The 22497-nt window shown below is 63.4% G+C and carries 24 protein-coding genes and 1 pseudogene; 4 read left to right on the plus strand and 21 right to left on the minus strand.

The features are described from left to right. Nucleotides 1-151: 151 nt before the first annotated feature. Complete coding sequence (gene panC / locus YY7_RS0114975) at nucleotides 152-1003, plus strand: pantoate--beta-alanine ligase (protein ID WP_028163979.1); 852 nt, start codon at nucleotides 152-154, stop codon at nucleotides 1001-1003. A 75-nt stretch (nucleotides 1004-1078) separates the two neighbouring features. Here panC and YY7_RS0114980 read toward each other — a convergent pair whose 3' ends face one another. From YY7_RS0114980 to mgtE, 8 genes are all read right to left on the minus strand, one after another. Further along, on the minus strand, nucleotides 1079-1519 hold the full coding sequence (locus YY7_RS0114980) for a DUF1489 family protein (RefSeq protein ID WP_028163980.1): 441 nt from the start codon (nucleotides 1517-1519) through the stop codon (nucleotides 1079-1081). A gap of 40 nt (nucleotides 1520-1559) precedes the next feature. Continuing rightward, a complete protein-coding gene (locus YY7_RS0114985) occupies nucleotides 1560-2537 on the minus strand; it encodes a hypothetical protein (protein ID WP_028163981.1) in 978 nt (325 codons plus the stop codon). A gap of 156 nt (nucleotides 2538-2693) precedes the next feature. Beyond that, on the minus strand, nucleotides 2694-2897 hold the full coding sequence (locus tag YY7_RS0114990) for a hypothetical protein (protein ID WP_130231764.1): 204 nt from the start codon (nucleotides 2895-2897) through the stop codon (nucleotides 2694-2696). Nucleotides 2898-3203: 306 nt separating this feature from the next. After that, the gene (locus tag YY7_RS0114995; RefSeq protein WP_028163983.1) at nucleotides 3204-3857 is read right to left on the minus strand and encodes a glutathione S-transferase family protein; all 654 of its coding nucleotides are present in this window, start codon (nucleotides 3855-3857) and stop codon (nucleotides 3204-3206) included. A 90-nt stretch (nucleotides 3858-3947) separates the two neighbouring features. Then, nucleotides 3948-4805, minus strand: coding sequence for a hypothetical protein (locus tag YY7_RS0115000; RefSeq protein ID WP_028163984.1), 858 nt, complete (start codon nucleotides 4803-4805; stop codon nucleotides 3948-3950). Nucleotides 4806-4868: 63 nt separating this feature from the next. Continuing rightward, nucleotides 4869-5687, minus strand: a complete 819-nt coding sequence (locus tag YY7_RS0115005; protein WP_028163985.1) for an aldo/keto reductase — start codon at nucleotides 5685-5687, stop codon at nucleotides 4869-4871. 36 nt (nucleotides 5688-5723) lie between these two features. Further along, nucleotides 5724-6020: a helix-turn-helix domain-containing protein gene (locus YY7_RS0115010; RefSeq protein ID WP_028163986.1), complete on the minus strand. Its 297-nt coding sequence runs from the start codon at nucleotides 6018-6020 to the stop codon at nucleotides 5724-5726. Between the two features lie 66 nt (nucleotides 6021-6086). Then, nucleotides 6087-7508 carry a magnesium transporter gene (gene mgtE, locus YY7_RS0115015; protein WP_028163987.1) on the minus strand — a complete coding sequence of 474 codons (1422 nt, stop codon included), beginning with the start codon at nucleotides 7506-7508 and terminating at the stop codon, nucleotides 6087-6089. Nucleotides 7509-7629: 121 nt separating this feature from the next. Between mgtE and YY7_RS0115020 the strand changes: the two genes are divergently transcribed. Next, nucleotides 7630-8412: a polysaccharide deacetylase family protein gene (locus YY7_RS0115020; RefSeq protein WP_035690144.1), complete on the plus strand. Its 783-nt coding sequence runs from the start codon at nucleotides 7630-7632 to the stop codon at nucleotides 8410-8412. 98 nt (nucleotides 8413-8510) lie between these two features. Beyond that, nucleotides 8511-9836, plus strand: a complete 1326-nt coding sequence (locus YY7_RS51600; protein ID WP_051396710.1) for a polysaccharide deacetylase family protein — start codon at nucleotides 8511-8513, stop codon at nucleotides 9834-9836. A gap of 33 nt (nucleotides 9837-9869) precedes the next feature. On the opposite strand, the gene YY7_RS0115030 is transcribed toward YY7_RS51600, so the two are convergent. The 13 genes and pseudogenes from YY7_RS0115030 to YY7_RS51625 all read right to left on the minus strand — a co-directional run bounded on the left by YY7_RS0115030 (nucleotide 9870) and on the right by YY7_RS51625 (nucleotide 20543). After that, a complete protein-coding gene (locus YY7_RS0115030; RefSeq protein ID WP_028163989.1) occupies nucleotides 9870-10244 on the minus strand; it encodes a hypothetical protein in 375 nt (124 codons plus the stop codon). Nucleotides 10245-10517: 273 nt separating this feature from the next. Then, nucleotides 10518-10976 (minus strand): filamentous haemagglutinin family protein, encoded by a 459-nt coding sequence (locus tag YY7_RS0115035; RefSeq protein ID WP_028163990.1) that lies wholly within the window; start codon nucleotides 10974-10976, stop codon nucleotides 10518-10520. 183 nt (nucleotides 10977-11159) lie between these two features. After that, a complete protein-coding gene (locus tag YY7_RS0115040; protein ID WP_028163991.1) occupies nucleotides 11160-11564 on the minus strand; it encodes a DUF302 domain-containing protein in 405 nt (134 codons plus the stop codon). After that, complete coding sequence (locus tag YY7_RS0115045) at nucleotides 11546-11764, minus strand: hypothetical protein (protein WP_028163992.1); 219 nt, start codon at nucleotides 11762-11764, stop codon at nucleotides 11546-11548. Before YY7_RS0115045 ends, YY7_RS0115040 begins: the two co-directional genes overlap by 19 nt. After that, on the minus strand, nucleotides 11751-12056 hold the full coding sequence (locus YY7_RS0115050; protein WP_028163993.1) for a hypothetical protein: 306 nt from the start codon (nucleotides 12054-12056) through the stop codon (nucleotides 11751-11753). The genes YY7_RS0115045 and YY7_RS0115050 overlap by 14 nt, the downstream gene beginning before the upstream one ends. Beyond that, on the minus strand, nucleotides 12053-12538 hold the full coding sequence (locus tag YY7_RS51605) for an HlyD family efflux transporter periplasmic adaptor subunit (protein WP_155255177.1): 486 nt from the start codon (nucleotides 12536-12538) through the stop codon (nucleotides 12053-12055). Before YY7_RS51605 ends, YY7_RS0115050 begins: the two co-directional genes overlap by 4 nt. A gap of 17 nt (nucleotides 12539-12555) precedes the next feature. Beyond that, nucleotides 12556-13449, minus strand: a complete 894-nt coding sequence (locus YY7_RS51610) for a biotin/lipoyl-binding protein (protein ID WP_155255178.1) — start codon at nucleotides 13447-13449, stop codon at nucleotides 12556-12558. After that, nucleotides 13446-15239, minus strand: a complete 1794-nt coding sequence (locus YY7_RS51615) for a type I secretion system permease/ATPase (RefSeq protein ID WP_210164696.1) — start codon at nucleotides 15237-15239, stop codon at nucleotides 13446-13448. The genes YY7_RS51610 and YY7_RS51615 overlap by 4 nt, the downstream gene beginning before the upstream one ends. Before the next feature lie 192 nt (nucleotides 15240-15431). Beyond that, nucleotides 15432-15998 (minus strand): calcium-binding protein, encoded by a 567-nt coding sequence (locus YY7_RS63105; protein ID WP_245287289.1) that lies wholly within the window; start codon nucleotides 15996-15998, stop codon nucleotides 15432-15434. Between the two features lie 45 nt (nucleotides 15999-16043). Further along, nucleotides 16044-17516 (minus strand): annotated as a pseudogene (locus YY7_RS65030) (calcium-binding protein); the annotation flags it as partial. A gap of 520 nt (nucleotides 17517-18036) precedes the next feature. After that, a complete protein-coding gene (locus YY7_RS0115075; RefSeq protein WP_028163995.1) occupies nucleotides 18037-18921 on the minus strand; it encodes a Rossmann-like and DUF2520 domain-containing protein in 885 nt (294 codons plus the stop codon). A gap of 5 nt (nucleotides 18922-18926) precedes the next feature. Further along, complete coding sequence (locus tag YY7_RS0115080; RefSeq protein ID WP_028163996.1) at nucleotides 18927-19769, minus strand: class II aldolase/adducin family protein; 843 nt, start codon at nucleotides 19767-19769, stop codon at nucleotides 18927-18929. Nucleotides 19770-19877: 108 nt separating this feature from the next. Continuing rightward, nucleotides 19878-20543, minus strand: coding sequence for a TetR/AcrR family transcriptional regulator (locus YY7_RS51625; RefSeq protein ID WP_051396712.1), 666 nt, complete (start codon nucleotides 20541-20543; stop codon nucleotides 19878-19880). Nucleotides 20544-20771: 228 nt separating this feature from the next. Here YY7_RS51625 and YY7_RS0115090 point away from each other — a divergent pair, with 228 nt between their 5' ends. Further along, entirely contained in the window at nucleotides 20772-22469 is a 1698-nt protein-coding gene (locus YY7_RS0115090; RefSeq protein ID WP_028163997.1) for an acyl-CoA dehydrogenase family protein, read from the plus strand. The last annotated feature ends 28 nt before the right edge of the window (nucleotides 22470-22497 follow it).

The following is a 22497-nucleotide window of genomic DNA, read 5'->3' on the forward strand; positions in this document are numbered from 1 at the left end:
TAAGGTCGCCAAGCGGGTCAGGTGCGCCCGCCTGCCGCCTTGGCGTCGACGCCTTCCCCTTGGTATGGTCGGGTGCCCGCCTCATCGAGCGAGTCCAAGCCCGTCTCGCCCGACCAGACCTTCCCGAACCAGCCCAAGAGATTGAATCCAGATGTCGCGAAGTCCCGTGGTCGTCCGCACCGTCCCTGCCTTGCGCCGCTCCGTCGAGGCTTTGCGCGGAAGAAAGGCCATGACAGCACTGGTCCCAACCATGGGAGCTCTCCATGACGGGCATGTGTCGCTGGTACGCCTTGCCAAGCGACGCGCCCAGCGCGTCGTCGTCTCGATCTTCGTCAATCCGACCCAGTTCGCGCCATCAGAGGATTTCGGCTCCTATCCGCGTACATGGAAGGACGACGTCGCAAAGCTCGCCGCCGAGAAGGTCGACCTGATCTGGCATCCCGACGTCAAGACGATGTACCCGGATGGCTTTGCCACGCGGATCGCGCCGGAGGGGCCCGCCACCGTCGGCCTCGAAGACCGCTTCCGTCCGCATTTCTTCGGCGGGGTCGCAACGGTCGTCGGCAAACTGTTCACGCAGTGCCGGCCGGATTTTGCGATCTTCGGCGAGAAGGACTTTCAGCAGTTGCGGGTCGTGACCCAGATGGCGCGAGACCTCGACCTCGGCGTCAAGGTGATCGGCTCGAAAACTGTGCGCGAGCGCGACGGGCTCGCAATGTCATCCCGCAACGTCTACCTCTCGCCCGAAGAACGGCGCGTGGCGCCTGAACTCTATCGCGTCATGAAGGAAACCGCCCGCCGGATCCGTGCCGGTGAAGCGATCAAGCCGGCTGTCGCCGGCGGCGCCAAGCTGATCGAGAAGGCCGGCTTCAAGCTCGACTATCTGGAAGTGCGCCACGCCGAGACGCTGGCGCCGATCGCCTCGATCAAGGACGGCCCGTTGCGGATGCTGGTGGCCGCACGGCTCGGCACCACGAGACTGATCGACAATATCGCGGTTTAGGGCGGCCGCGCCTTAGAGCGTTTTCGAGCGAAGTGGACACCGGTTCGCGTGAAGAAAACGCGTCAAAACAAGAATCTAGAGCAATCCGAGATCGCGCAGTTCGCGCCGCATCGGCTCGGGCATCGCCGCGACGCCGGAAGCGGCCGATTTGGTCAGGTCGGGCGGCGCGGCATCGGCGGTGAGATAGCGCCAGCCCTGGAAGGGGCGCATCGGGCGCGGCGATACCGCGATCACCTTGGGCTGCATCACGATGCGGCAGCGGCCGATGCCGTCCTTGTCGCGGAACGGCTCGATCGCGATGATCTTCTCGCGCGCGGCGATCTCGCCGCGGATCACCCAATAGAGCGAGCCGCCGGCAAGGATTTCCTCCTCCCGTTTCGGCGTCATCCGCGTGATGTGGATGTGACGCTGCGGCAAGCTCTTCTTCTTCGCGATCGCCATCCGCTCGGCGACCCAGGTCTTGAGTTCCTTGACCGAGTCGCAACCAACGGCGAGCTTGATGAGATGAAGCGGCATGATCGTTTCGCTTTAGCCGCCGGCTCCGGTTTTGAAAAGATCACTCGTCCGAAGTTGCGGGAGCGGCTGTGGACGCCGGTGGTGGCGGCGTGATCGGCACCGGCGCGGGTGCCGGCGGACGTTTGGCCACAGCCTGTTTCTTGGCAGCGGCCGGCGGTGCGGGCGAAGCCGCTGGCGCGGGACGCGACGCAGGCGGAGCTGCGGTCGTGGTGGCCGCCGCAGCCGCCGCCGGCTTCGGTGCGGGCTCAGGCGTCATGATGCTGATCGGAGGGGTATTCGCGGCCGACGGAAATTCGGCGTTGGTAGGTTTGCCGGTGGGGACCGACGGCGGCAGTGCTCCGAGCACCCCTGCTCCGGCCCCCGCCGCAATGGCAGGCGCGGGCGCGTTCCACGACGGCGCGTAACGGGTGATCAGGTTCTCATAGAGGTGCTCGTCCATATTGGACACGATCTGCTGGGTGGTCCCGAGCGAACTGAACGCCGCGCATGAGGCCGGCGTGCAATGGTCGCGCACAGTGAGCACATAGGCCATGAGCCCGTAGCGGTCCCGCTCGACCGCGCGACGCAGCGCCTGCAGTTCGGGCGATGTGTTGCGCTCGGCGGTCGCAATATCCCCCAATGAAGTTAGGCGAGAGATCTGGGAAGCCGCATAGGCGACCGCGGCAGCCGCAGAGTCGGCGGAACCGAATAACACCTTTTCGCAGGCGTTCAGCACGGCATCGCCCGCGAGGTCATCGATGCAGGCGAGCGCGGCTGGCGCCGCGACGACCGGCTGCGCCGATCGCGCATCAGCGGAAGCAAGCCGATTACCGGAATCGAAGCCACGAATGGTCGAGGCAGCAGCGACCGCAATCGCAAGCAAGGTGATGACCGTCAACGCGCCGTTGGCCACGGATTTCTCCGCGCGCAACAGCGTGATCAACAGGATCACCCCAAAAAATCCTGCGGCGGCCAGCGTCAGCCACATCGGAAAAGTCGCGGAGCGCCAGATATGATCCAGCGAAGAAACCCAGCTCATGCGCGATGTCCCTCAACGCAGCCTAAAACACAGTCGCCAAAGGCGAACGCCTCCTTTCGGGCATTCGGCCTTCGGCAGAGTCGTTCTGCGAACGGGGCCTTTTGACGGCGACCCATCAGGGAACCGCGCCTACCGGGTGCTTGCGCACAGCTCTCTTCAGGACAGGGCGAGCTGGCTTTCCTTGGCGACCCGTTCGAAAGCTTCGGTCGAGCTTTTGATGCGGTATTGGCAATCGTCACCGTCGGTCGGCAGCAGCCGGACCACCTGATAGGTCCCGGTAGCGGCCGGACGAGACACGTTGCTCGCAGTGAAATAGACAGTCTCTCCAACGCCGTACTTGTGCTTCAACGCCCTCTCCATTTTCTTGGATCGTCGGCGCGCTGCCTTTGGTCCCACAGCGGCGGCCAACATTGAGAACCCCGCGTCAAGTTAGCACACCAACGGCCCCGAAATCCAGCAGGATCGGGGGCCAGCAAACGCACGAAATTCGTATATTTTTCAGCAGGATAGAAGGCCCACGAGCGAGTCGGCCGCGTTCCACGACGAGAATGGGCGAAAGTGCGGATTCCTGCGATCCAGCCACCTAAGGGCAGCCCGCCATCCGGGCTCGCATGGGAGGCGGCCGCCGGAAAGGACGAGGCATGACTGCGAACTGGGTCGGCCGGGTTAGACGGTCTCGAACCGCTCGATGACGAGCGTTTCGGCAAGCCCGTCGCGCGTCCACTCCTGGAATGCCGGCAGCGACATCATCGCATCGACATAGGCCTGCGCCTCGGGCTTCACCGGGATCGCATAGGTGCGGAAGCGATGCACGACTGGAGCGAACATCGCATCCGCGCCGGAGAACGCCCCGAACAGGAACGGCCCCTGCTTGCCGTAGCGCGCGTGGCAGTCTGCCCAGATCTCCTGAATCCTCGCGACATTGGCGCGAGCGTCGTCCGACAACGGAATCGCCCGGATCGGGCGATGCAGGTTCATGCCGCATTCATTGCGCAGCGGCATGAAGCCCGAATGCATCTCCGCGGAGACCGAGCGCGCATGGGCGCGGGCCGCGCGATCCTCAGGCCAGAGCCTTGTTTCCGGATATTTCTCGGCGAGGTATTCGATGATCGCCAGCGAATCCCAGACCGTGACATCGCCATCGATCAGCGTCGGCACCTTGCCGGCACGCGAGAAACTCAGGATCCGATCCTTGTCCGCCTTATCGGTGTAGAGCGGTATGAAGACTTCCTCGAACGCGATGTTGTTGGCGCGCAGCGCCAGCCACGGCCGCATCGACCATGACGAATAGTTCTTGTTGCCGATGACGAGCTTCAACATGTGCGGGGGATCCGGTTGAATTGCTACTTTGCCACAGCGCGGCGCGGCCGTCCAACTCGCATCGTGACGTCGACGACATTGGCTTCGCGGCTACGAAGCGAAGTCCTGCGGCGTGAAGCTGAGATCGAGCACCTTCCACTCGCCATAGCGATCCGCTGGCAGCATCTTGTAGGGCTGGCACGCTTCCAGTGCACTCATCGCGCCACGCATCAACACCGGTCCCTTCTCGGACGCGCTCGCCTCGATCAGCAACGGCTCGTCGGCGAGCGTCCCCTGCGGCGTCATGAACACACGCAGCGTGACCTTGACGTCGTCGGAAGGTTTTAGCGCTGCCGGCAGCTTCGAGCAGGTCTTGAGATGGCGGCGAAACTCGGCGACGACGCTCGGACTGAGGTCGGCGGCTCTGACGGCCGGTGCATCGAAATCATCGTCCACCTTGCCACCGTAGCGCGCGACCGGCGCCGGGGCTGGCGCCGCGATCGGCGGAAGGGCCGGCGGCAGGCCGAGTTGGACATTGTATTTGATCGAGAGATCAGGCTCCGGCGGCGTGTAGGCTGGGGCGGCCGCCGGTGTTGCCGCGGCTTGCGGCCGGACCGAATCTGATTCCGCCGGTTCCGGCTGGTTCTGGTGGGGCGGCGGCGACGCTGCCGGCTGCGGCGCTGCGGGCTGCGGCGCCGGTGGAGGCGGCGTGCTTACAGGCGGCTCTTGGAGCGCAGACAGATCGATGGATGGTGACGGAGAAGGCGACGGCGACGGGGTCGGTTCGGGCTTCTTCTCGATGTCCTTCTTCTCGATGTCCTGCGGCGTGACGATATCGACCGGGACGGTGTCAGCCGCCACGACGTCAAACGGATGGACTTCGGACAGGAGCAGCACCAGGGCCAGCACGGACACGTGCGCAACCGCCGACGCCGTCACGTCCACAGGAATGAGCTCCCGCAGGTTCATTCGCAACTGATCAGGTTTGAGCCCCCTGCCCGTCATCAGCATAGCGGGCAATCGAGGGGTGTCTCAATCCCATTTCGGCGCGAAGCCGAAATCGGTGATGCGGCCGGAGGCGCCGCCCATGGCCGAGATCAGGCTCATGTCGTCCTCCGACAATTCGAAATCGAAGACGTTGATGTTCTCGGACAGCCGTTCGAGCTTCGATGTCCGCGGGATCGCGGCAACATTCTGCTGCACCAGCCAGCGCAGGCAGACCTGGGCCGCCGTCTTGCGATAGCGGTCGCCGATCCGCGCCAATGCGCGGTCGTTCCGGATGCGGCCCTTCGCAATCGGGCTATAGGCGACCACCGCCATGCCGTGCCGGGCGCAGGCGGCCTTCACCTTCGCCTGATCGAGATAGGGATGATACTCGACCTGGTCGCACACCAACGGCTCCGCGCAGGCCGCCACCGCCTCCTCGATCAAGGCGACCGTGAAGTTGGACACCCCGATATGGCGCGCGAGCCCAAGCTGTTTGGCATGCGCCAGCGCACCCACCGTTTCCGCCAGCGGCACCTGCGGGTTCGGCCAGTGCAGCAACAAGAGATCGATTTCGGTCAGCCGCAGCCGCGCCAGGCTTTCCTTGGCCGAGCGCTCGAGGTCGTTGGGCCTGAAATGGGTGGTCCAGACCTTGGTCGTGATGAAGACGTCGTCGCGTCTCACGCCGGATGCGCGGAGCCCCTCGCCGACCTCGCGCTCATTGTCGTACATCTGCGCGGTGTCGATGTGGCGATAGCCGAGCCTGAGCGCCTGCTCGACGATCCGCGCGCAGGTGCGTCCGCGCAGTTCCCAGGTGCCGAGCCCGATCGCCGGGATCCTGGCGCCATTGGCTTCGATGATGTTCATGCGCCCACTATGGGCCGCCGCAGCTCCGCTGCCAACTCACGCCGCAGAGGCCTCTGTCGCCAGCGCAGCGAATACCGTTTCCGGCGAATGGGCGATGACCGCCAGAAGCGCCCGTGCCGGTCCGCGCGGGGCTCGCTTGCCCTGCTCCCAATTGCGGATCGTCTCCACGGGCACGCCGAGTTTGGCGGCGAATTCGAGCTGGGTCAGATGCGATCGGCGGCGCAGGTCGCGCACCGTGAGCGACCCGGTCGGCGTCTCGGGCGCGAGCGGGAACTCCTGCCCGTCTCGCAGCTCGACGATCCGTCCATCCGCTTTCAGCCGCAGGCGCTTCATGGTCTGCTCCGGAAAGCCGCATTGTGGGCGAACCGACTTAAGGCCCGATTAACGCTAAGCGAGGCGCTAGTTCAGGCCGAACCACAAAGTGGCGATGCCGAGGAAGCAGAAGAAGCCAACCACGTCCGTGATCGTGGTGACGAAGGTGCCGGACGCAACGGCCGGATCGGCTCGCACCCGTTCAAGCACCATCGGGATCAAAATCCCGCCGAGCGCACCGGCAACCAGGTTGCAGACGATGGCGAGCCCGATCACCACGCCAAGACCCGGAATCTTGAACCAGGCGACCGCGGCGATGCCGGTGATGACGGCGAAGGCAAGACCGTTGACGAGGCCCACCATGATCTCGCGCAGGATCACCCGGGCGGCGTTGTAGGATCCGAGCTCGCGGGTGGCCAGCGCGCGCACCGCGACGGTCATGGTCTGGGTCGCCGCATTGCCGCCCTGACTGGCGACGATCGGCGCCAGCACCGCAAGCGCCACCATCTTTTCGAGCTGGCCTTCGAACAGGCCGAGCACCGAGGACGCAAGAAAGGCGGTCGCGAGGTTGACCAGCAGCCAATTGAATCGCCCTCGCGCGATCGTCCAGACATTGTCCGACAACTCTTCGTGGCGGGTGACGCCGCCGAGCGCCTTCAGATCTTCGTCAGCCTCCTCCTCGATGACGTCGACGACGTCGTCGATGGTGATGACACCGACCAGCCGGTTTGTGGTGTCGACCACGGGCGCGGCCACCAGATTGTATTTGCCGAACATCCGCGCGACCTCTTCCTGGTCCTCCAGGGCGGAGACGCGGCGGCGATCTTCATCGATCAGGTCGGTGAGCGGCTCCGGGTCGCGGGAACGCAGCAGCACGTCGAGCGGTACGGCGCCCAGCCAGTGCCCGTCGCCGTCGACGACGTAAATCTCGTAGAACCGGTGCGGCAGGTCCGGCGTGTTGCGCATGTGGTCGAGTGTCTGCCCCACCGTCCAAGCGGGCGGCACCGCGATGAACTCGGTCTGCATCCGCCGGCCGGCGGAGTTGTCTGGATACAGCAGGCTGCGCTCGAGCTCAGCGCGCTCGGACGGCGGAAGCCTGTCGAGGATCTCCTCCTTGTCCTCCTCGTCGAGACCTTCGAGAAGCTCGATCGCATCATCGGATTCCAGCTCGCGGACACCTTCCGCGACGGTCTCCGGCTCGAGCTCTTCGAGGATTTCCTCGCGCACCGCATCGTCGACCTCGTTCAGTGCCGAGAAGTCGAAATCGGTGCCGGTGATCTCGACGAGGCTGACGCGGTCTTCCGGCGCGAGCGCGGCGATGAGATCGCCGAGATCCGCCTCATGAAGTTCCGCCACCACCTCGCACAGGAACGGCCGGTCGGCAGTGTGGATCGCGCTCGCGATATTTTCGACGAATTCGTGGCGGAGCTGCCCCTCTTCGTCCCGCATTGGCAACCGATCGAGGATGGATGCTTCGGCGGGATGGGCAGCGTCGATATTCTCGGCCATGCCGCGCCTCACCGTTTGACAGAAGGTAGGAACTCGTCTGAGTTATCGCCGCACGCATTACCCAATCGGCTGCGTCCCGCGCAATGCCAAATATCGCCAACCGCGAAGAACAGGTGTGCTTATGAGATCGTTCGGTGCAGCCATTCTTGCCCTGCTCGCGTGGAGCGGCGCGGCGCACGCCGCCGACGAATGCCCGCGCAAGGATGCACTCGGAACATCGCGCGTCCTGACCGTCGATCCCGCGAGCTATCCGCGCGTTGGCACCAAGAGCTTTCCGGACACGCTCCCCCTGCAGGATCACGAGGTGGTGTTGACGTTCGACGACGGGCCATGGCCATCAACCGACCGTAAGATCCTCGCGGCACTCGCTCACGAATGCGTGCGCGCGACCTTCTTCATGATCGGAAAGCCGGCCTCCGAGCATCCGGAGCTGGTCCGCCAGATCGCGGCACTCGGCCACACGATCGGTCATCATACATGGACGCATCACAACCTCAGATATATGAAGCCGGACGATGCCATTGGCGAGATCGACAAGGGCATTGCCGCCGTCGAAACGGCGCTGCATGGGCGCGCGACCACGACGCCGAGCACGCCGTTCTTCCGCTTCCCCTATTTCGAGATGTCGCCGGAGACGCTCGCGAACCTGGAGAAGCGCGGCATCGCCGTGTTCGGCGCCGACCTCTGGGCGAGCGACTGGAACAAGATGACGCCGCAGGAGGAGCTGAAGCTTCTGACCGGGCGCCTGAACGCCGCCGGCAAGGGAATCATCCTGCTGCACGATCCCAAGACGCAGACCGCGGCGATGCTTCCGGCCTTCTTGCGCTATCTGCGCGATCACAATTACAGGATCGTGCATATCGTGCCGCCGGGCTCGAAAACCGTGTCGGATCAAACACATTGAACCAAAGGACAGCTGTGGGTTACATAGCATTGAGGTAGCGTTCATGACGCCGCCTGTAAGGATTCGGCGTCGGACAAAGAGAATGCAGCCAGGGTGTTATGATCGGTAGCGTTGGCGAGGGATTTTGGAAGCGGTCATGGACTGCCCTCTCTCTGCTGATTCTGATCGGCGCGAGCAGCCAGTCCGCAATCGCGGCTGACTGTCCCCCTGATGCGCTCGGCACCTCGCGAACGCTGGTGGTCGATCCCCGCGAGCATCCCCGGATCGGCACCATGCAATATGCCGAGACCTTGCCGCTGGACGATCACGAAGTGGTGCTGACATTTGATGACGGCCCGCTGCCGAAATACAGCAACCAGGTGCTGGACATTCTTGCCAGCCAGTGCGTGAAGGCGACCTTCTTCATCATCGGCAGTCAGGCCAAAGCCAATCCGCAGGGAGTCCGCAAGCTCGTCGCCGCCGGCCACACCGTTGGCACGCACAGCCAGAACCATCCGCTGACCTTCAACAAGATGTCGATCGAGCAGGCCAAGCAGGAGGTCGATGCCGGCATCGCCTCGACGGTGGCCGCGCTTGGCGACGCGAGCAAGCTCGCGCCCTTCTTCCGCATTCCAGGGCTGCTGCGCGCCGAAGCGGTCGAGACCTATCTGGCCTCGCGTGGGATCCAGAACTGGAGCGCCGATTTCGTTGCCGACGATTGGCGCCATATCCCTCCGGCGCGCGTCTACGAGCTCGCAATCCAGCGGCTGGAGGAGAAGGGCAAAGGCATTCTGCTGTTGCACGACATCCAGCCGCGCACGGTGGCGGCGCTGCCGAAAATCCTGCAGGAGTTGAAGGCGCGCGGCTATCGGATCGTCCATGTGGTGCCGGCGACGCCGGAGCAGCCGGCCACGCCAACCGAACCTGTGCAATGGCTATTGCACCCGCCGATCGAGACCGTCGCAACGGTGCGCTGGCCGAAGATTGCGAATTTCGTGTTCGTCCAGACGCAGGAACTGCCCGCCCCCGGGCTCTCGAATCTGGATTGGCGTGATCCAGGCCTGTTCGATCGAGGACGCCGCCCGCGCGCCACAATCGCCGCGCAGACGGCATGGCCGGAGCCATTGCGGGTCTCCGAGAACAGCGGTCCGGCCCTGCCGGTCCCCGCCTCCTCCGTCTTCAGGATGCCCGAAGGCCTGCGTGTGACGTTGCTCGCGTCGCATTCACCCGCCAAACGGCCGCAACAGGTGGCAGCATCTCCTGAAGCCGCCAATGCGATGGGGCCGATGTCCGCGAGAGCCCGCACCATTGGCGCACGCCAGGCGCCGCATTCCCGGCATGCCGTGCATCAGAACCCGCAAGGAGGCCATGCGGGTCGTGGCGTCCCCAAGCATGCCGTGCAGGCGCAGCCGAACAAACGCGCACTTCAGGTCGCAAAGCGCTGAAGAGCGCGGCGCGGCGACTACAGCGTCAGGCGCTCAATTCGTCACGATCTTGGCGATGCAGAGCAGAATGACGAGCGCCAGGAACAGCAGGTCGATATAAGACTTGATCTCGCCGGCATGACGCAGCTCGGTGACGGCACCGACGATCTGCTTGCGTGAGGCTGTCGAACTTGGTCCCTCGACCACCGCCGTCCCAAGCCGACGCGTCTCCCCTTCCAGGCGTTCGATTCGCTGGAAGAAATAGAACGAGCGCAAGGCGGACGCCGCATGCATCGCGGCATAAACCAGCACCAGAAGCGCGACGAGCGCGCGATGCTCGTATTTTTCCATGAAGTTGAGGCTGAAATAGACCAGCGCCAGGAACACGAAATTGGAGACGAAGCGATAGATGTAGCTGAGCAGGATCATCCTGTTTTCCGGATTTCCGAATCGGGCGTGCGATCGGTGAGCGACGGCGCCCGTCGGGTTCGGAATCGCCGGCCCACGAGCTTCAACACCCTTAGCGTACGCCAAGGGTGTTACGGAAAGCCATCGACCGACCTCGGTTGCGGAAAATTTGTCGCCGCGCCAAAGCGGATAACGTAGACGTTCTCCGGCTACCTCGGCTCAACCTGAAGGATGCGATGGTACGCGTCGAGGACGGGGCGCGACGTCGTTTCAGGATGCCGCGCCTCGACCCGACTATGGCTGCATCCGACGGCGGCGTTCGGCGATCAATTGCTTTGCCTCGTCCATCGTCATCTCGCCCGCGCCGAGCACCTGGTAGGCGCTATCAGGGTTTTGGGCTCGCCCGTCGTCACCGCTCCGTTTCTTTTCGGGGTTCGGATTCGGCGTGGGAGAGCCGTCGCCACCGCCAAAGCCAAGAAACTCGACCAGGATCACCGAGGGGCGGTCGTTGTTCGACTGCGTTGGAGCGGCGCTTTGCTGAGTGGCGGCAGTGGCGTTCCCCGCCGAGCTCAGCGCGGCAACCGGCGGTGCCTGCACGACCGGAATTCCGGTCGCGCTGCCCTGGACTTGGATATTCGCCGCGTTCACGATCTGCAACGCGGCAAGATTGACGTTGCCCGAGACGCGGATGCCGGCTTCGCCTGCGTCGATGGTGCCGAGCGGCGCGATCAGATCGACGTTGCCGGGCTGCACCTCCGGATCGGATTCAGTGTCGCGATGCCGGCGCCTGTCGTAGGAACGGTTGGAGACAACGTCACCCGTCCCTAACTGGCTACGCGTGTAATGTTTCTTATTGAGCCGCGCGTGTCCGTGCGGATGCCATCTGCGCAGACATCCGCAGAATGGCGGGCGCCTCACTGTTGGCTCCCGCTGATCTCAAGGAACCGTTGTCGACTTTGCTGCCATTTCCTTCAGCACGCCCGCCATCGCTTCAATGACAGCCTTGGCGGATTCACCGATACCGTGCCGACGCGTGATATAGGCCGGATCATTGTAGGAAAGGAAAGTCTTGCCATCCTCGTCCTGCCAGACCAGCGCCTTCAACGGCAGATCGATGCCGATCGTCTGCACCGATTGCATCAGCGGAGTGCCGGCCTTCGCCGCGCCGAAGATCAGAAGATTCGTCGGCCGCAGTGGCAGGCCGACCGCAGCAGCGCCAGCGCTGTGGTCGATATGGCTAAATACCGCCATGCCCCTGGTACGAACCTCCGCTTCAAACCGGTGCATCGTTTCTTCCGGGCCAAAGCTGCTGGGCAGCGTGATCAATCCATCAGCGGACATTGCATGCTCTCCTGATAACGAAATCCTTGCGCCACGGTGCCGCTGCCGGGCGGCAGTCCCTTGCCATCGGGCCTGACGTCGATATCCCATAGCACGATCTCGCCGGGTGTCGCGGGACGGCCGAAATCATATGCAAGTACGGGAGAAGCGAGCGCGAGCGCAATAGCGCCAGTGAGGAGTGCCTTGCTAGTCGAGGACATTTCGAACCCTCCCGGTCTCTTCAATGCTCCAGGTCTGCTGCGCGTTGTAGTGAAAAGTTGCGTTGGTCCCGATTGCGCCGATAAAGGATTTTCGGTCGGGCTGGACATTGCCCTTATCGTCGGTCGCACGGCTGACGATCTTGGTCGGCTTACCGCCCCAGGTCCAATCCATCTGAAAGCGCGTTTGCGCCTTCGGCAATACCGGCAGATTTGGCTGCGCATCCTTCCAGCTCTTGGCGCCATCGCTCGAAATCTCGACCTTGCACGCTCTTCGCGCAGACCACGCACTCATTGCTCGTGAAATGCGCGGTGAAAGCTGTCCCGAACTGGCTGCGTGATGTAGCGGAAGAAGCTTCGCTCCCCAAGCTGCACCATCGCCTCCACCGGCATTCCCGGCGTGAGGCGGACGTTGGGAAGACGAACAAGCTGGTCCTGATCGATCAGGATCTGCACTTTATAGTAGTTGCTTTTTGTCTGCTCATCGGCGGTGACGTCGGAGGCGACGAAAGTGACGCGGCCCGCAACGAACGGTACGAGGCGCTGCTTGAACGCGGGGAGACGCACCTGTGCTTCAAGGCCGGGATACACGACATCGATATCGTTGGGCGAAAGTTTCACGTTGGCCACCAGCCGGTCGCGCGATGGCAGTAGTTCCATGACCGTATCGCCGGGCTTGACGACAGCGCCGTTGTTGAACACCCTCATGCCAAGGACCGTGCCGTCCTCGGGCGCCACCACATCGCGACGCACGGCGACATCCTGCGCGGCGCGCAATTTGTCGTCCACCTCGTTCAGCCTGATACGGGCCTCCCATATGTCGTTCGGACATCTTGTAGCCGCTGGTCTTGAATCTGCTTCATGGATGAACGAGATTCCGCGATCGTTGCCCGCGCGCGTTGGATCTGTCCGCTCAGGTCACCCAGTGTCCCTTCCAATCCGGCTTGGTTTCGCTGCAAGGCCAGCACGACGGACAGCGTCGCCAAGCCCTTTGTCAACAACCCCTGCTTGATCTCGGCCTCGTGCCGTATCAGTTCGAGCTGTTGCCGGGTGGCTCGCTGCTGCTGTTCTGCCGATTCAATCACGCCAAGTTGCTGATCGACCCGGTCTCGCAGCACGGCGACCTGGCTTTTCAAGCTGACCGTACGCGCTTCGAACAGCGCGCGCTGCCCGCTGACCACATCGGCGGCGCGCAGGGCGTCGAAGCCTTGCCCGCTCGCCGCTGCCAGCAGATCGTCAGGAAAGCTTATATCGCTCCTTCCGGCTGTCTCCGCATCCAGTCTGGCCAATTTTGCAAGCAATGCCCAGCGCTCGGCTCGCGCCGTCTCGGCCGTCGCGCTCGCCTGCACGTCGTTCAGTCGCATCAACACCTGACCGGCAAGCACATGATCGCCCTCGCGCACGAGCAGTTCCTGAACCGATCCCCCTTCCTGGTTCGCAATGACGCGACGCTGCCCCTCGACCTCGATCAAACCATTCGCGATCGCCGCTTCCGCCAGCGGAGCGGAGACGGACCAGACGCTGAAGCCGCCGATGAAGACCGCCATGGCCATCAATCCGAGCAGGATCACGCCGCGTGTTGACGGATGAGGCGCCTCCATCAATGGTGGCGCAGGCGACGCGATCGATCGGCCGTGGCTGTCAGCGACGACGGCTCGCCCGGATGGAGAGGTGAGAGCGCGGGTCATGATGCAACACGGTTCCGTTCGCGTCGGGCGGGTACGGCGGCTCTGGCGATGCGGGGTTCGGTGAATGTTGGGCGGGCGTCGGGTGCCGGGGCAACGACGCGGTTCAGGATCTCGGCCCGCGGCCCAAACATTTCTGCCGCTCCATCCCGCATCAGCAAGACCAGATCGACATGCTGCACCAAGCGCGGACGGTGCGAGACCAGGACCACCGTGGTGCCGCGCGCCTTGAGCTTCCGTAATGTGTCGGCCAGATTGGCCTCGGAATCGCCGTCGAGATTGCTGTTGGGTTCATCCAACACCACGAATTTCGGACTACGGAACAGTGCGCGCGCCAAGCCGATCAGCTGCCGTTGCCCGCCGGACAGATACTGCCCGTTCTCGCCGATCTCGGTGTCGTAGCCGCAGGGAAGCCGCAAGATCATGTCGTGGCAGCCCGCAAGCTGCGCGGCCTGGTAAACCTGCTCGGGCGTCGCCTCTCCCATCCGTGCGATGTTGCGGAATACCGAACCCTCGAACAGCTCGACGGATTGCGGCAGATAGCCGACGTAGCGGCCGAAATCCTCACGCATCCAGCGATGGACGTCGGCGCCATCGAGGCGCACGGTGCCGGCGCTTGGCGCAAGCGTGCCGATCAGCATCTTGATCAGCGTGGTCTTGCCGGCTGCCGAGGGGCCGATGACGGCAAGACTGTCACCTGGGGACAGCGCGAACTGCACGCCTTTGACGATCGGGGACGTCGAACCCGGCAAGCCGTACGTGACACGCTCCACCGACAGGCGGCCGACCGGGGCCGGCAATGGCCGTCCGGGCGGACGAAGACGAGGCTGGCGAAGAAAATGCTCCAAGCGAAAGAAAGCTTGCCGGGCCTGGACAAGCTGCTTCCAGCCGCCGATCAGCATTTCCACCGGCGCAAGCGCCCGGCCCATGATGATCGAGCCGGCAACGGCCACGCCCGATGTCAGCTCATGCTGCAGCACCAGATAGCCGCCCGCGCCAAGTACGGCGATCTGCACCGAGAGGCGCGCGAACTTGGCCATTGCCAGCAGAACGGAGGCTCGCTGCGCCGCGCGCCGCTGCGGCGGCAGCACTTCGGCCACTGCCTCCTGCCAGCGGCGCATCACCGCCGGCAACATGCCCATGCTGTCAATCACTTCAGCATTGCGCGCGCTGCTCTCGGCGCGACGTTGCGAATTGGCCGCCGCAACATTTGCCTCCTTCATCAGTCGCGACGTGGTCAGCTCATTCAGCAAGGTGAGAATAAAAAGGAGGATCGCTCCTGCCGTCGCGATGCAACCCAGCACCGGATGCAGGACGAAGATCACGGCGAGAAAAATCAGCACCCAGGGAAGATCGTAGAGGGCAAGCAAAGCAGGCGAGCCGAGATAGCCGCGGCAAATGGCGAGATCGCGTAGTGCCTCCATGCGATAGGAATGACCGGCGAGCACGCTCTCCATCGCTCTCGCAAAGCCCTCCGGCGCGGCCTTCTGCTCGACCCAGGTTGCAACGCGCTGCAGGGTCTGATTGCGCGAGATTTCCAGAATAGCCAGCAACAGGATGGACACGCCCGCAATCAGCGACAGATAGAGAAGCGTATCGACATTGTGCGTCGTCAGCACGCGGTCGAAAATCTGCATCATGTAGATCGGGATGGTGAGCTGCAGCAGATTGACCACGCCGCTGAACAGGCCCACCGCCAGCAGCTGAATCTTGCAACAGCCGATGGCGCGGCTGAGGATTGTCTCGCTTTTCTCATGTGGATCGACCACCGCAAGCTTCGACATCGGCTTCATATGCGGCGCCCCAATTTTCCAATTCTGATGTCTTCGTTGTGACATTCGAGTCTCGGCGCTCCTGCCGTATCTGACAGGCACGTCGCGACTTCAAAACCCATCCAATACGGTCGCCCTCCCCAAACAGGAGGGCGACCGTATTTGGCAGAAGCGCCGTTAGGTCGCTTCGAGGACAGGCAATCCCGATCGGACTTAGCTCAGGACAAAGTCGTGGTGAGAGAGGTCCGCGGCATGGACGCCCTGGAATGTCACGTCCCCAGCGGCGCCGAGGTCTAGAACGGCGCCGTTGGCGGTGTCATGCACGTGCGCAAGCGCATCAAAATTGGGGCCGAAGCCCGACAAATTGATCACGTCGTTGTTCACGTCGAAGTCCGTGATGACGTCGTGCCCGGCTTGCGACATCTGGAAGGTGAAGGTATCGGCACCGCCGTTGCCGGTCATAGTGTCGTTGCCCACACCGCCATCGATGCGGTCCGCGCCGCTGCCTCCGATGATGATGTCGTTGCCTTCGTCGCCGAAGAGCTTGTCAGACACCGTACTGCTGCCTGGACTGGCCGCCTGGATGAAGTCGTTGCCGGCATCGCCGTGAATCTCAGCGGCGGCCTCCCCGCCCAGCGGCGGATTGAAGGCGAGTTCACCGGTGATCCTATCGTTACCGGCTCCCCCATGAACCACGTCACCGAACGTTTCGGTCCACTGTACGATATCGTCGCCGTCACCCGCATCGGCGAAGCCGTGCTCACCCATATGATCGATCACGTCGTTGCCAAGGCCGCCGAATATCTGATCATGGCTGCCGCCGCCGCTGATATGATCGTCGCCATCACCGCCATCAAGGATGTCGGTGCCGCCATTTCCAGTGATGGTGTCGTTTCCGGTGCCGCCTTCGATATGGTCGCTGCCGTCACCGCCGGTCAGGGTGTCGTCGCCGGCATCACCGAAGATCTTGTCGCCCGCCGTGGCGTGCGCCGCGTCCGTCGTAAACGCGGAGATTATGTCGTTACCGTCGCCGCCATGGCTTTCATCGGACGCGGTATCGGAACCGGTGATCCGGTCATCGCCTCCGTCGCCGAAGACGGTGTCTCCGACCGCATCATTCCAGGAGATGACGTCATCGCCGGCGCCGGCATGAACGACATCGTGTCCCATCATCTGGTCGATCGTGTCGTTGCCGTCGCCACCGTAAACCAGGTCGTTGCCGGCCCCGGTGTTGATGTGGTCATTTCCCGACCCGCCATCGAGGTAGTCGTTGCCGCCTCCACCATTGATGGTGTCGCTTCCGGTACCGCCTTCGATGTGGTCCGCGGCATCGCCGCCGATCAACGTGTCATCGCCGCCGTCGCCGAACATCCGGTCGCCCGCCGTCGCATGTGCGGCATCCGTGGTGAAGGCCTGAATGAAATCGTCACCGTCGCCGCCGTGACTTTCATCGGACGCCGTGTCGGAACCGATGATCCTGTCGTTGCCGCCGTCGCCATAGACGGTGTCACCGACGGCATCATTCCAGGAGATCGTGTCGTTCCCGTCGCCGGCGTGGACGACGTCATGGCCCGCCATCTGGTCGATGGTGTCGTTGCCATCGCCGCCAAACACCGTATCGTTGCCGGCACCGGTGCTGATGTGATCATCGCCGTCGCCGCCATCGAGGTAGTCGTTGCCGCCTCCACCGTTGATGGTATCGTTTCCGGTGCCACCCTCGATGTGGTCGTTGCCGTCGCCGCCGATCAGGGTGTCATTGCCGGCATCACCGAAGATCTTGTCGCCTGCGGTGGCGTGCGCGGCGTCAGTCGTGAAGGCCTGGATGAAGTCGTTGCCGTCGCCGCCATGGCTCTCGTCGGCCGCGGTGTCGGAACCGATGATCCGGTCGTTGCCCTCATCGCCGAAGACAACATCACCGACCTTGTCGTTCCACGAGATCAGATCGTCGCCCGCACCTGCGTGGACGACGTCATGACCGGCCATCTGATCGATCGTATCGATGCCGTCACCGGCGAACACGACATCGTTGCCCGCTCCGGTGCTGATGTGGTCGTTTCCCGATCCGCCTTCGAGAAGATCGTTGCCGTTGCCGCCGGTGATGACGTCGTTGCCCGCGCCGCCGAGGACATGATCGTCACCATCACCGCCGTTGAGCGTATCATCACCGTCATCGCCTGACAGCGTATCGTTGCCGCCGTTGCCGTCAATCGTATCGTTGCCCGCAAGGCCGAAGATATGATCCGGCCCATCGGTGCCGGTCAGGATATCGTCGCCGTTGGTTCCCGTGAGATTGGACATGAGGCATTCTCCCTTTCAGATGTGGGCCTCAGCTTCACATGCGGGGCCTCGGCGAGTTGCAGGTTGACAAAGAATCCTGCGGGCCCTGAACCGACGCCCTCACGCGTTCGTATGCTTTCTTTTCGGAGAGTTCAGGGCGATATGGCTGCATCTGTAATGCGAGGAGCGGATCGCTGTAACCAAACTGTAACGTCGCCCTCAGCGCAGCATCGAGGATCACTGAAGCCGTACCGCTCCACTCGATCAGAGCTGCAGCAGCGGTCCGCCAAGGACGCCGCAAGATTCGTACAGCCGTCGTACCGCCCTCTCCGAGCTTGGCCGGAGCCTCCGTTGCCGTAACCGGCATACGATTCCAACTTGGCTGACATTCCCGACGGCGGCTTGAAGCCTTAGGCATACTCAAGAGCAAGCGATACTATTGGGCATAACCGATGAAGTCGCTGATCATCAGTTGCTTGTCTTGTATTAATCCCGGAATGGCACCCACTGCATTTCCTTCTCTCGGGATGTCGGCTTCTTCTCAGCCTTTCGCTGTCGGGGCGGTCGACAACGCTTCTCGGATCTGGTCCGCGACCGATGTCGTCAGGCTTGCTCGCGCAAGCCCAAGTGGAATGGTTCGCTCAGTCAAGGAGCGATACAATTCACCGGCGTTAGGGCTGAAGAGGTCCATCGCGGCTACGTGCCGTCGCACCGTGCCGACATCGCCTCTCGCGACGCAGCCGCCCATTCCCTTGGCTAGGCTGCTGCTGGTGACTGCCGAGGTGGTTCCGGCGAGAAGCGGCAGGAGGGCGTTCAAGGCGTCACGTTCGCTGGCGCCGAAGGACTTCCAGATCGACACGGCCTCCGAAAGCAGCGCGATGAAGAAAGGACCGACGTAATAGACCGAGGCATGGTAGATCGCGCGTTGTCCTCGGGGTACCTCCACGGTGGTGCAGCCGATGTCGCCGGCCAGCCGCTTGAGCGTCTCGAGGAATGCGGGTTCGGCGGCCTCCACGCCGACCGTCACGCCCGGCAAGCCCCGCAGAGCGACGGCCGGATCGGTAAACATCTGCAGGGGGTGGAAGCCACCTATCGTCGCGCCATCCGATTTCGCCTTCGCCAACGCTTCGATGTCGGTCGCGCCGCTGCAGTGGACGACCTTATGATGCGACTGCCAGGCAATGCCGTCGGCGACGCGCGCGATGGCATCGTCCGATACGGTCAGCCAGACGAAGTCGCACGCGTCCGCCACGTCCTGCGCGCTCGCGAGCGCACGCAGCCCCTCGACTTCCTGCCGCATTTGGAGCGCGCCCTCGCCGCCTCGGCTCCAGGCGGCGGCCACCTGATACCCCGCCCGACTGAAGGCTTGTGCGAGCGTGCGTCCGACGCTGCCGCACCCGATGAATCCGAATTTTGCGCTGGGCATCCCGATCAGCTCCGGAACGAGGCATCGAGCCGGTCGAGTTTGCGCAGCAGGGCCGCCCATTCGAGCAAACCGTATCCGCCCGAATTCCGCCTCGCGCCTTCGTTGAGCGTGGGGTTCGTGTCCGCTTCATTGAGCAGCGTGATCTCGCTGCCGGAGAAGCACGTCACCGTGTTCTCGATCGCGGCGGGAGACGGCTGATGGACCGGCCGGTTGCAGGCCAGAAGATCGACCTGGATCCGGCAAGCGTTCTCGAGCCAATAGATGGCGTTGAAGGCCTGCGGGATCGTCCGGCCACAGGCGAGCAGCCCATGGTTGCGCAGCAGGAGCACGTCGTGTTCGCCCAGATCGCGGACGACGCGATCGCACTCCTCGCCGCTGATCGCCGGCCCTTCGAATTCGTGGTAGCCGACCCGACCGTGGAAGCGCATCGCGGTCTGGGACAACGGGAGCAAGCCTTCGCTCAGACCGCTGACGGCGGTGCCGGCGCGGGTGTGCGTGTGGATGATGCAGTGAAGGTCCGGTCGCGCCCTGTGGATGGGAGCGTGCAGATAGAAGCCGGCGACGTTGACGTTGTAGCCGTGATCGGGTTGCAGGAGCGTGTTGCCGTCGACGTCGATCTTGACGAGGTTCGACGCCGTGATCTCTTCGTACAGCATCCCGTACGGGTTGATGAGATAGCTTGCTTCCTCGCCCGGAACGCGTGCACTGATGTGGTTGTAGATCAGGTCCGTCATTCCAAAGACGGCCATCAATCGGTAGCAGGCGGCGAGATCGATCCGGGTCTGCCACTCATCGAGCGAGACCGCCGACTTGATGTCGGCGAGGGAAAGCACCTTCATGTTGCCCATCTGTGTTGTCCTTTCCAAGTGAACCGACGCGTTACCGCGTCCATTGATCGGGCGAAGCAGTCGGCCGATGGCCGCGGCAGCCCCCGTCGGCCCTCGCTCTTCGGCCGCTCAGGACTTCTTCAGAGAGACGGCTTCCACCGCACCGGTCGCGGGACGCTCTCGCGCGAGCAGGCGGTTGTCCGGCTTCGCGACCGCGGCGAGGCATAGATCCGCGATGGAATCCGCGAACTCTTCGGTCTGCATCGGGACGCCGCTGGCTCCGGGCGCGAGAACGCTGATCAGACCTTCCATGAAGGCTCCGACGAGGCAGGTTGCGGCGACCCTGACGTCGACCTTGCGGAATTCGCCGGCGGCGAGGCCTTCCTTGATAATGGTCTCGAAGACGCGCGCGACGGCAAGTCGATACTTCAGTCGCGTGCTTTCCACTTCCGGATCGATCGGCTCGAAGATAAGGCCGTAGGCGAGGCGCTTGCCGCGCACGGCTCGCAGCACGAAAGTGCGGACCGCGTCCCTCACCTTCTGCGACGGCTCTCCTTCCGCGACGGCGATCCCCGATAGAACGTCGACCTCGCGCTGCGAAACCGTGCTGACGATGGTGGCGCAGAGATCCGCACGTGACGGGAAGTATCGATAGATCGTTCCGACCGCGACGTCGGCTGCGGCCGCGACCGCGTTCATTTGAAGCTCCTGGAATCCGCCATCCATCACGACGCCGCGCGCGGCCCGCAGGATATGCGTCTTCTTGTCGAGGGAACGGACCTGTCTAGTCGCCATCTCGTCACCAAAGGTGAACTCGAATTCATTTTCATATTGATTCGGAAATCAATCGGTGTCAAGAGATGATGTAATTCGGCGTGAAAATCAGCGTTTTTGAGCCGACCTGAAACTGAACAATCGCTTCAGTTTGGTGGACTTTCCGACCCTGTCTGAGGGTTGGTTCGGTTTCGAGAATGCTCGCCAACGCAGCGAGCCACGAACCTAGGAACGAATTGGAGGCGTCCCATGACCCAAGCACTCGAAGCTCCCGCCAGCCGTTACGGCACCCACAAGGTCCTAAACCAGGCCAAGCCCGCCGCCGGCTTCAACGCCTTTACCGGCGACGCCGTGCTGCGCGCCGCGATCGAGCGCGAGGCTCCTTGGGCCACGGACCGCTGCGAGGCCCTCGGCGCGATCGCGGGCGACAAGGATGTGCAGGAGCTCTCCCGCCTCGCCAACCGCCACTTGCCCGAACTGAAGACCCACGATCGGTTCGGCAACCGCATCGACTGGGTCGACTTCCATCCGAGCTGGCACGAACTGATGTCGCTGGCGTGGAAGCATGAAGTACCGAACCTCGCCTGGCGCACCAACCAGAAGAACGGCCACTACGCCCGCGCCGTGCTGTCCTACGTCTGGAATCAGGTCGAACAAGGCACCGCCTGTCCGACCGGCATGGCCTACGCTTCGTACGCGGGCTTCGAGGCCGAGCCCGCGCTGGCGATCTGGGCGGAGAAGGTCAAGGGGACCGAATACGAATTCAGCCGCCGCGAGGTGAGCGAGAAGCCTTCGGTCGTAATCGGCTACGCCATGACCGAAAAGCAAGGCGGCTCTGATCTCCGCGAGACACAGACGACCGCTCGCTTCTCCCACTCCGAGGATTATCACGGCAAGACGGCGCACTGGTACGAACTGACCGGCCACAAGTGGTTCTGCTCGGTGCCGCAAAGCGACGGCTTCTTCACGCTCGCCAAGGTCAATGGCGGCGTGACCTGCTTCTTCCTGCCGCGTACGCTGCCCGACGGCAGCTACAACAACTTCTTTGTCCAGCGTCTGAAGGACAAGGCCGGCAACAAGAGCAACGCTTCCAGCGAAGTCGAGTACGCCGGCACCATGGCGATCCGCGTCGGCGAGGAAGGCCACGGTATCCGCGAGATACTTTCGCACGCGCACCTGACCCGCTTGGACTTCGCGATTGGCTCCGCCGGTCTGATGCGTCAGTCGCTGACGCTGGCCCTGCAGCACACCACCACCCGTAGGGCGTTCGGCACCTCCATCGCGGACCGACCGATGATGACCAACGTGCTGGCCGACATGGCCGTCGAGGTCGAAGCTGCCACGCTTCTGGCGCTGCGCGTCGCAAAGGCGACAGACCAGATGAAGGCCTCCGAACACGAACGGCTGCTCGCCCGCGTAGCCACGCCAGCGGCCAAACTCTTCAATTGCTCGCGCGCCCCGTCCATCGCCTACGAAGCGCTCCAGTGTCATGGTGGGAACGGCTTCATCGAAGAAAATCCGATGGCGCGTCTCTACCGCGAAGCGCCGCTGAACAGCGTCTGGGAGGGCACGGCGAACATGATGTGCATGGATGTCCGTCGGGCGATGGCCAAGGACCCGCGCACGATCCAGGCACTCTTCGACGAGACCCGTCCCCTGCTCGGTCAGGACGCCCGCTTCGACGCGCTGGTCCTTCACACCGAAACACTGGTTCGCGAAGTCGTTGAGGACGAGTTCGTCGCCCGTCCGATGACCGAAGCGGTCGCACGCGTCCTGCAGGGTGCAGAGCTCCTGCGTCACAGCACGCAGGACGTCGTCGACCTCTTCCTCGCCACCCGCGCACCGAACGCATCGGGATCATGGGGTTCGCACTACGGGACGCTGGCGTTCAGTGTCGACCAGGCGAAGGCGCAGAAAGTCATGCGCCGCGCCGTGGTCGTCGAATGAATTGAGGAACGTGTGTACGCAACGAGTT

The organism is Bradyrhizobium elkanii WSM2783 (genome assembly GCF_000472865.1).
In the GTDB taxonomy this organism is placed as follows: Bacteria; Pseudomonadota; Alphaproteobacteria; order Rhizobiales; family Xanthobacteraceae; genus Bradyrhizobium; species Bradyrhizobium elkanii_A.

What these genes read in the sequence shown, in the direction of transcription:
- mgtE (WP_028163987.1), bottom strand. Translation starts at nt 7,508, where the DNA reads ATGGCCGAGAATATCGACGCTGCCCATCCCGCCGAAGCATCCATCCTC.
- YY7_RS0115045 (WP_028163992.1), bottom strand. Translation starts at nt 11,764, where the DNA reads ATGTCCTCGACTAGCAAGGCACTCCTCACTGGCGCTATTGCGCTCGCG.
- YY7_RS51615 (WP_210164696.1), bottom strand. Translation starts at nt 15,239, where the DNA reads ATGAAGCCGATGTCGAAGCTTGCGGTGGTCGATCCACATGAGAAAAGC.
- YY7_RS0115010 (WP_028163986.1), bottom strand. Translation starts at nt 6,020, where the DNA reads ATGAAGCGCCTGCGGCTGAAAGCGGATGGACGGATCGTCGAGCTGCGA.
- YY7_RS0115005 (WP_028163985.1), bottom strand. Translation starts at nt 5,687, where the DNA reads ATGAACATCATCGAAGCCAATGGCGCCAGGATCCCGGCGATCGGGCTC.
- YY7_RS0114995 (WP_028163983.1), bottom strand. Translation starts at nt 3,857, where the DNA reads ATGTTGAAGCTCGTCATCGGCAACAAGAACTATTCGTCATGGTCGATG.
- YY7_RS0115080 (WP_028163996.1), bottom strand. Translation starts at nt 19,769, where the DNA reads ATGGGCAACATGAAGGTGCTTTCCCTCGCCGACATCAAGTCGGCGGTC.
- YY7_RS0115075 (WP_028163995.1), bottom strand. Translation starts at nt 18,921, where the DNA reads ATGCCCAGCGCAAAATTCGGATTCATCGGGTGCGGCAGCGTCGGACGC.
- YY7_RS0114990 (WP_130231764.1), bottom strand. Translation starts at nt 2,897, where the DNA reads ATGGAGAGGGCGTTGAAGCACAAGTACGGCGTTGGAGAGACTGTCTAT.
- YY7_RS51610 (WP_155255178.1), bottom strand. Translation starts at nt 13,449, where the DNA reads ATGACCCGCGCTCTCACCTCTCCATCCGGGCGAGCCGTCGTCGCTGAC.
- YY7_RS0115040 (WP_028163991.1), bottom strand. Translation starts at nt 11,564, where the DNA reads ATGTCCGCTGATGGATTGATCACGCTGCCCAGCAGCTTTGGCCCGGAA.
- YY7_RS51600 (WP_051396710.1), top strand. Translation starts at nt 8,511, where the DNA reads ATGATCGGTAGCGTTGGCGAGGGATTTTGGAAGCGGTCATGGACTGCC.
- YY7_RS51625 (WP_051396712.1), bottom strand. Translation starts at nt 20,543, where the DNA reads ATGGCGACTAGACAGGTCCGTTCCCTCGACAAGAAGACGCATATCCTG.
- YY7_RS0115030 (WP_028163989.1), bottom strand. Translation starts at nt 10,244, where the DNA reads ATGATCCTGCTCAGCTACATCTATCGCTTCGTCTCCAATTTCGTGTTC.
- YY7_RS0114980 (WP_028163980.1), bottom strand. Translation starts at nt 1,519, where the DNA reads ATGCCGCTTCATCTCATCAAGCTCGCCGTTGGTTGCGACTCGGTCAAG.
- YY7_RS0115090 (WP_028163997.1), top strand. Translation starts at nt 20,772, where the DNA reads ATGACCCAAGCACTCGAAGCTCCCGCCAGCCGTTACGGCACCCACAAG.
- YY7_RS0114985 (WP_028163981.1), bottom strand. Translation starts at nt 2,537, where the DNA reads ATGAGCTGGGTTTCTTCGCTGGATCATATCTGGCGCTCCGCGACTTTT.
- panC (WP_028163979.1), top strand. Translation starts at nt 152, where the DNA reads ATGTCGCGAAGTCCCGTGGTCGTCCGCACCGTCCCTGCCTTGCGCCGC.
- YY7_RS0115050 (WP_028163993.1), bottom strand. Translation starts at nt 12,056, where the DNA reads ATGAGTGCGTGGTCTGCGCGAAGAGCGTGCAAGGTCGAGATTTCGAGC.
- YY7_RS0115020 (WP_035690144.1), top strand. Translation starts at nt 7,630, where the DNA reads ATGAGATCGTTCGGTGCAGCCATTCTTGCCCTGCTCGCGTGGAGCGGC.
- YY7_RS0115000 (WP_028163984.1), bottom strand. Translation starts at nt 4,805, where the DNA reads ATGAACCTGCGGGAGCTCATTCCTGTGGACGTGACGGCGTCGGCGGTT.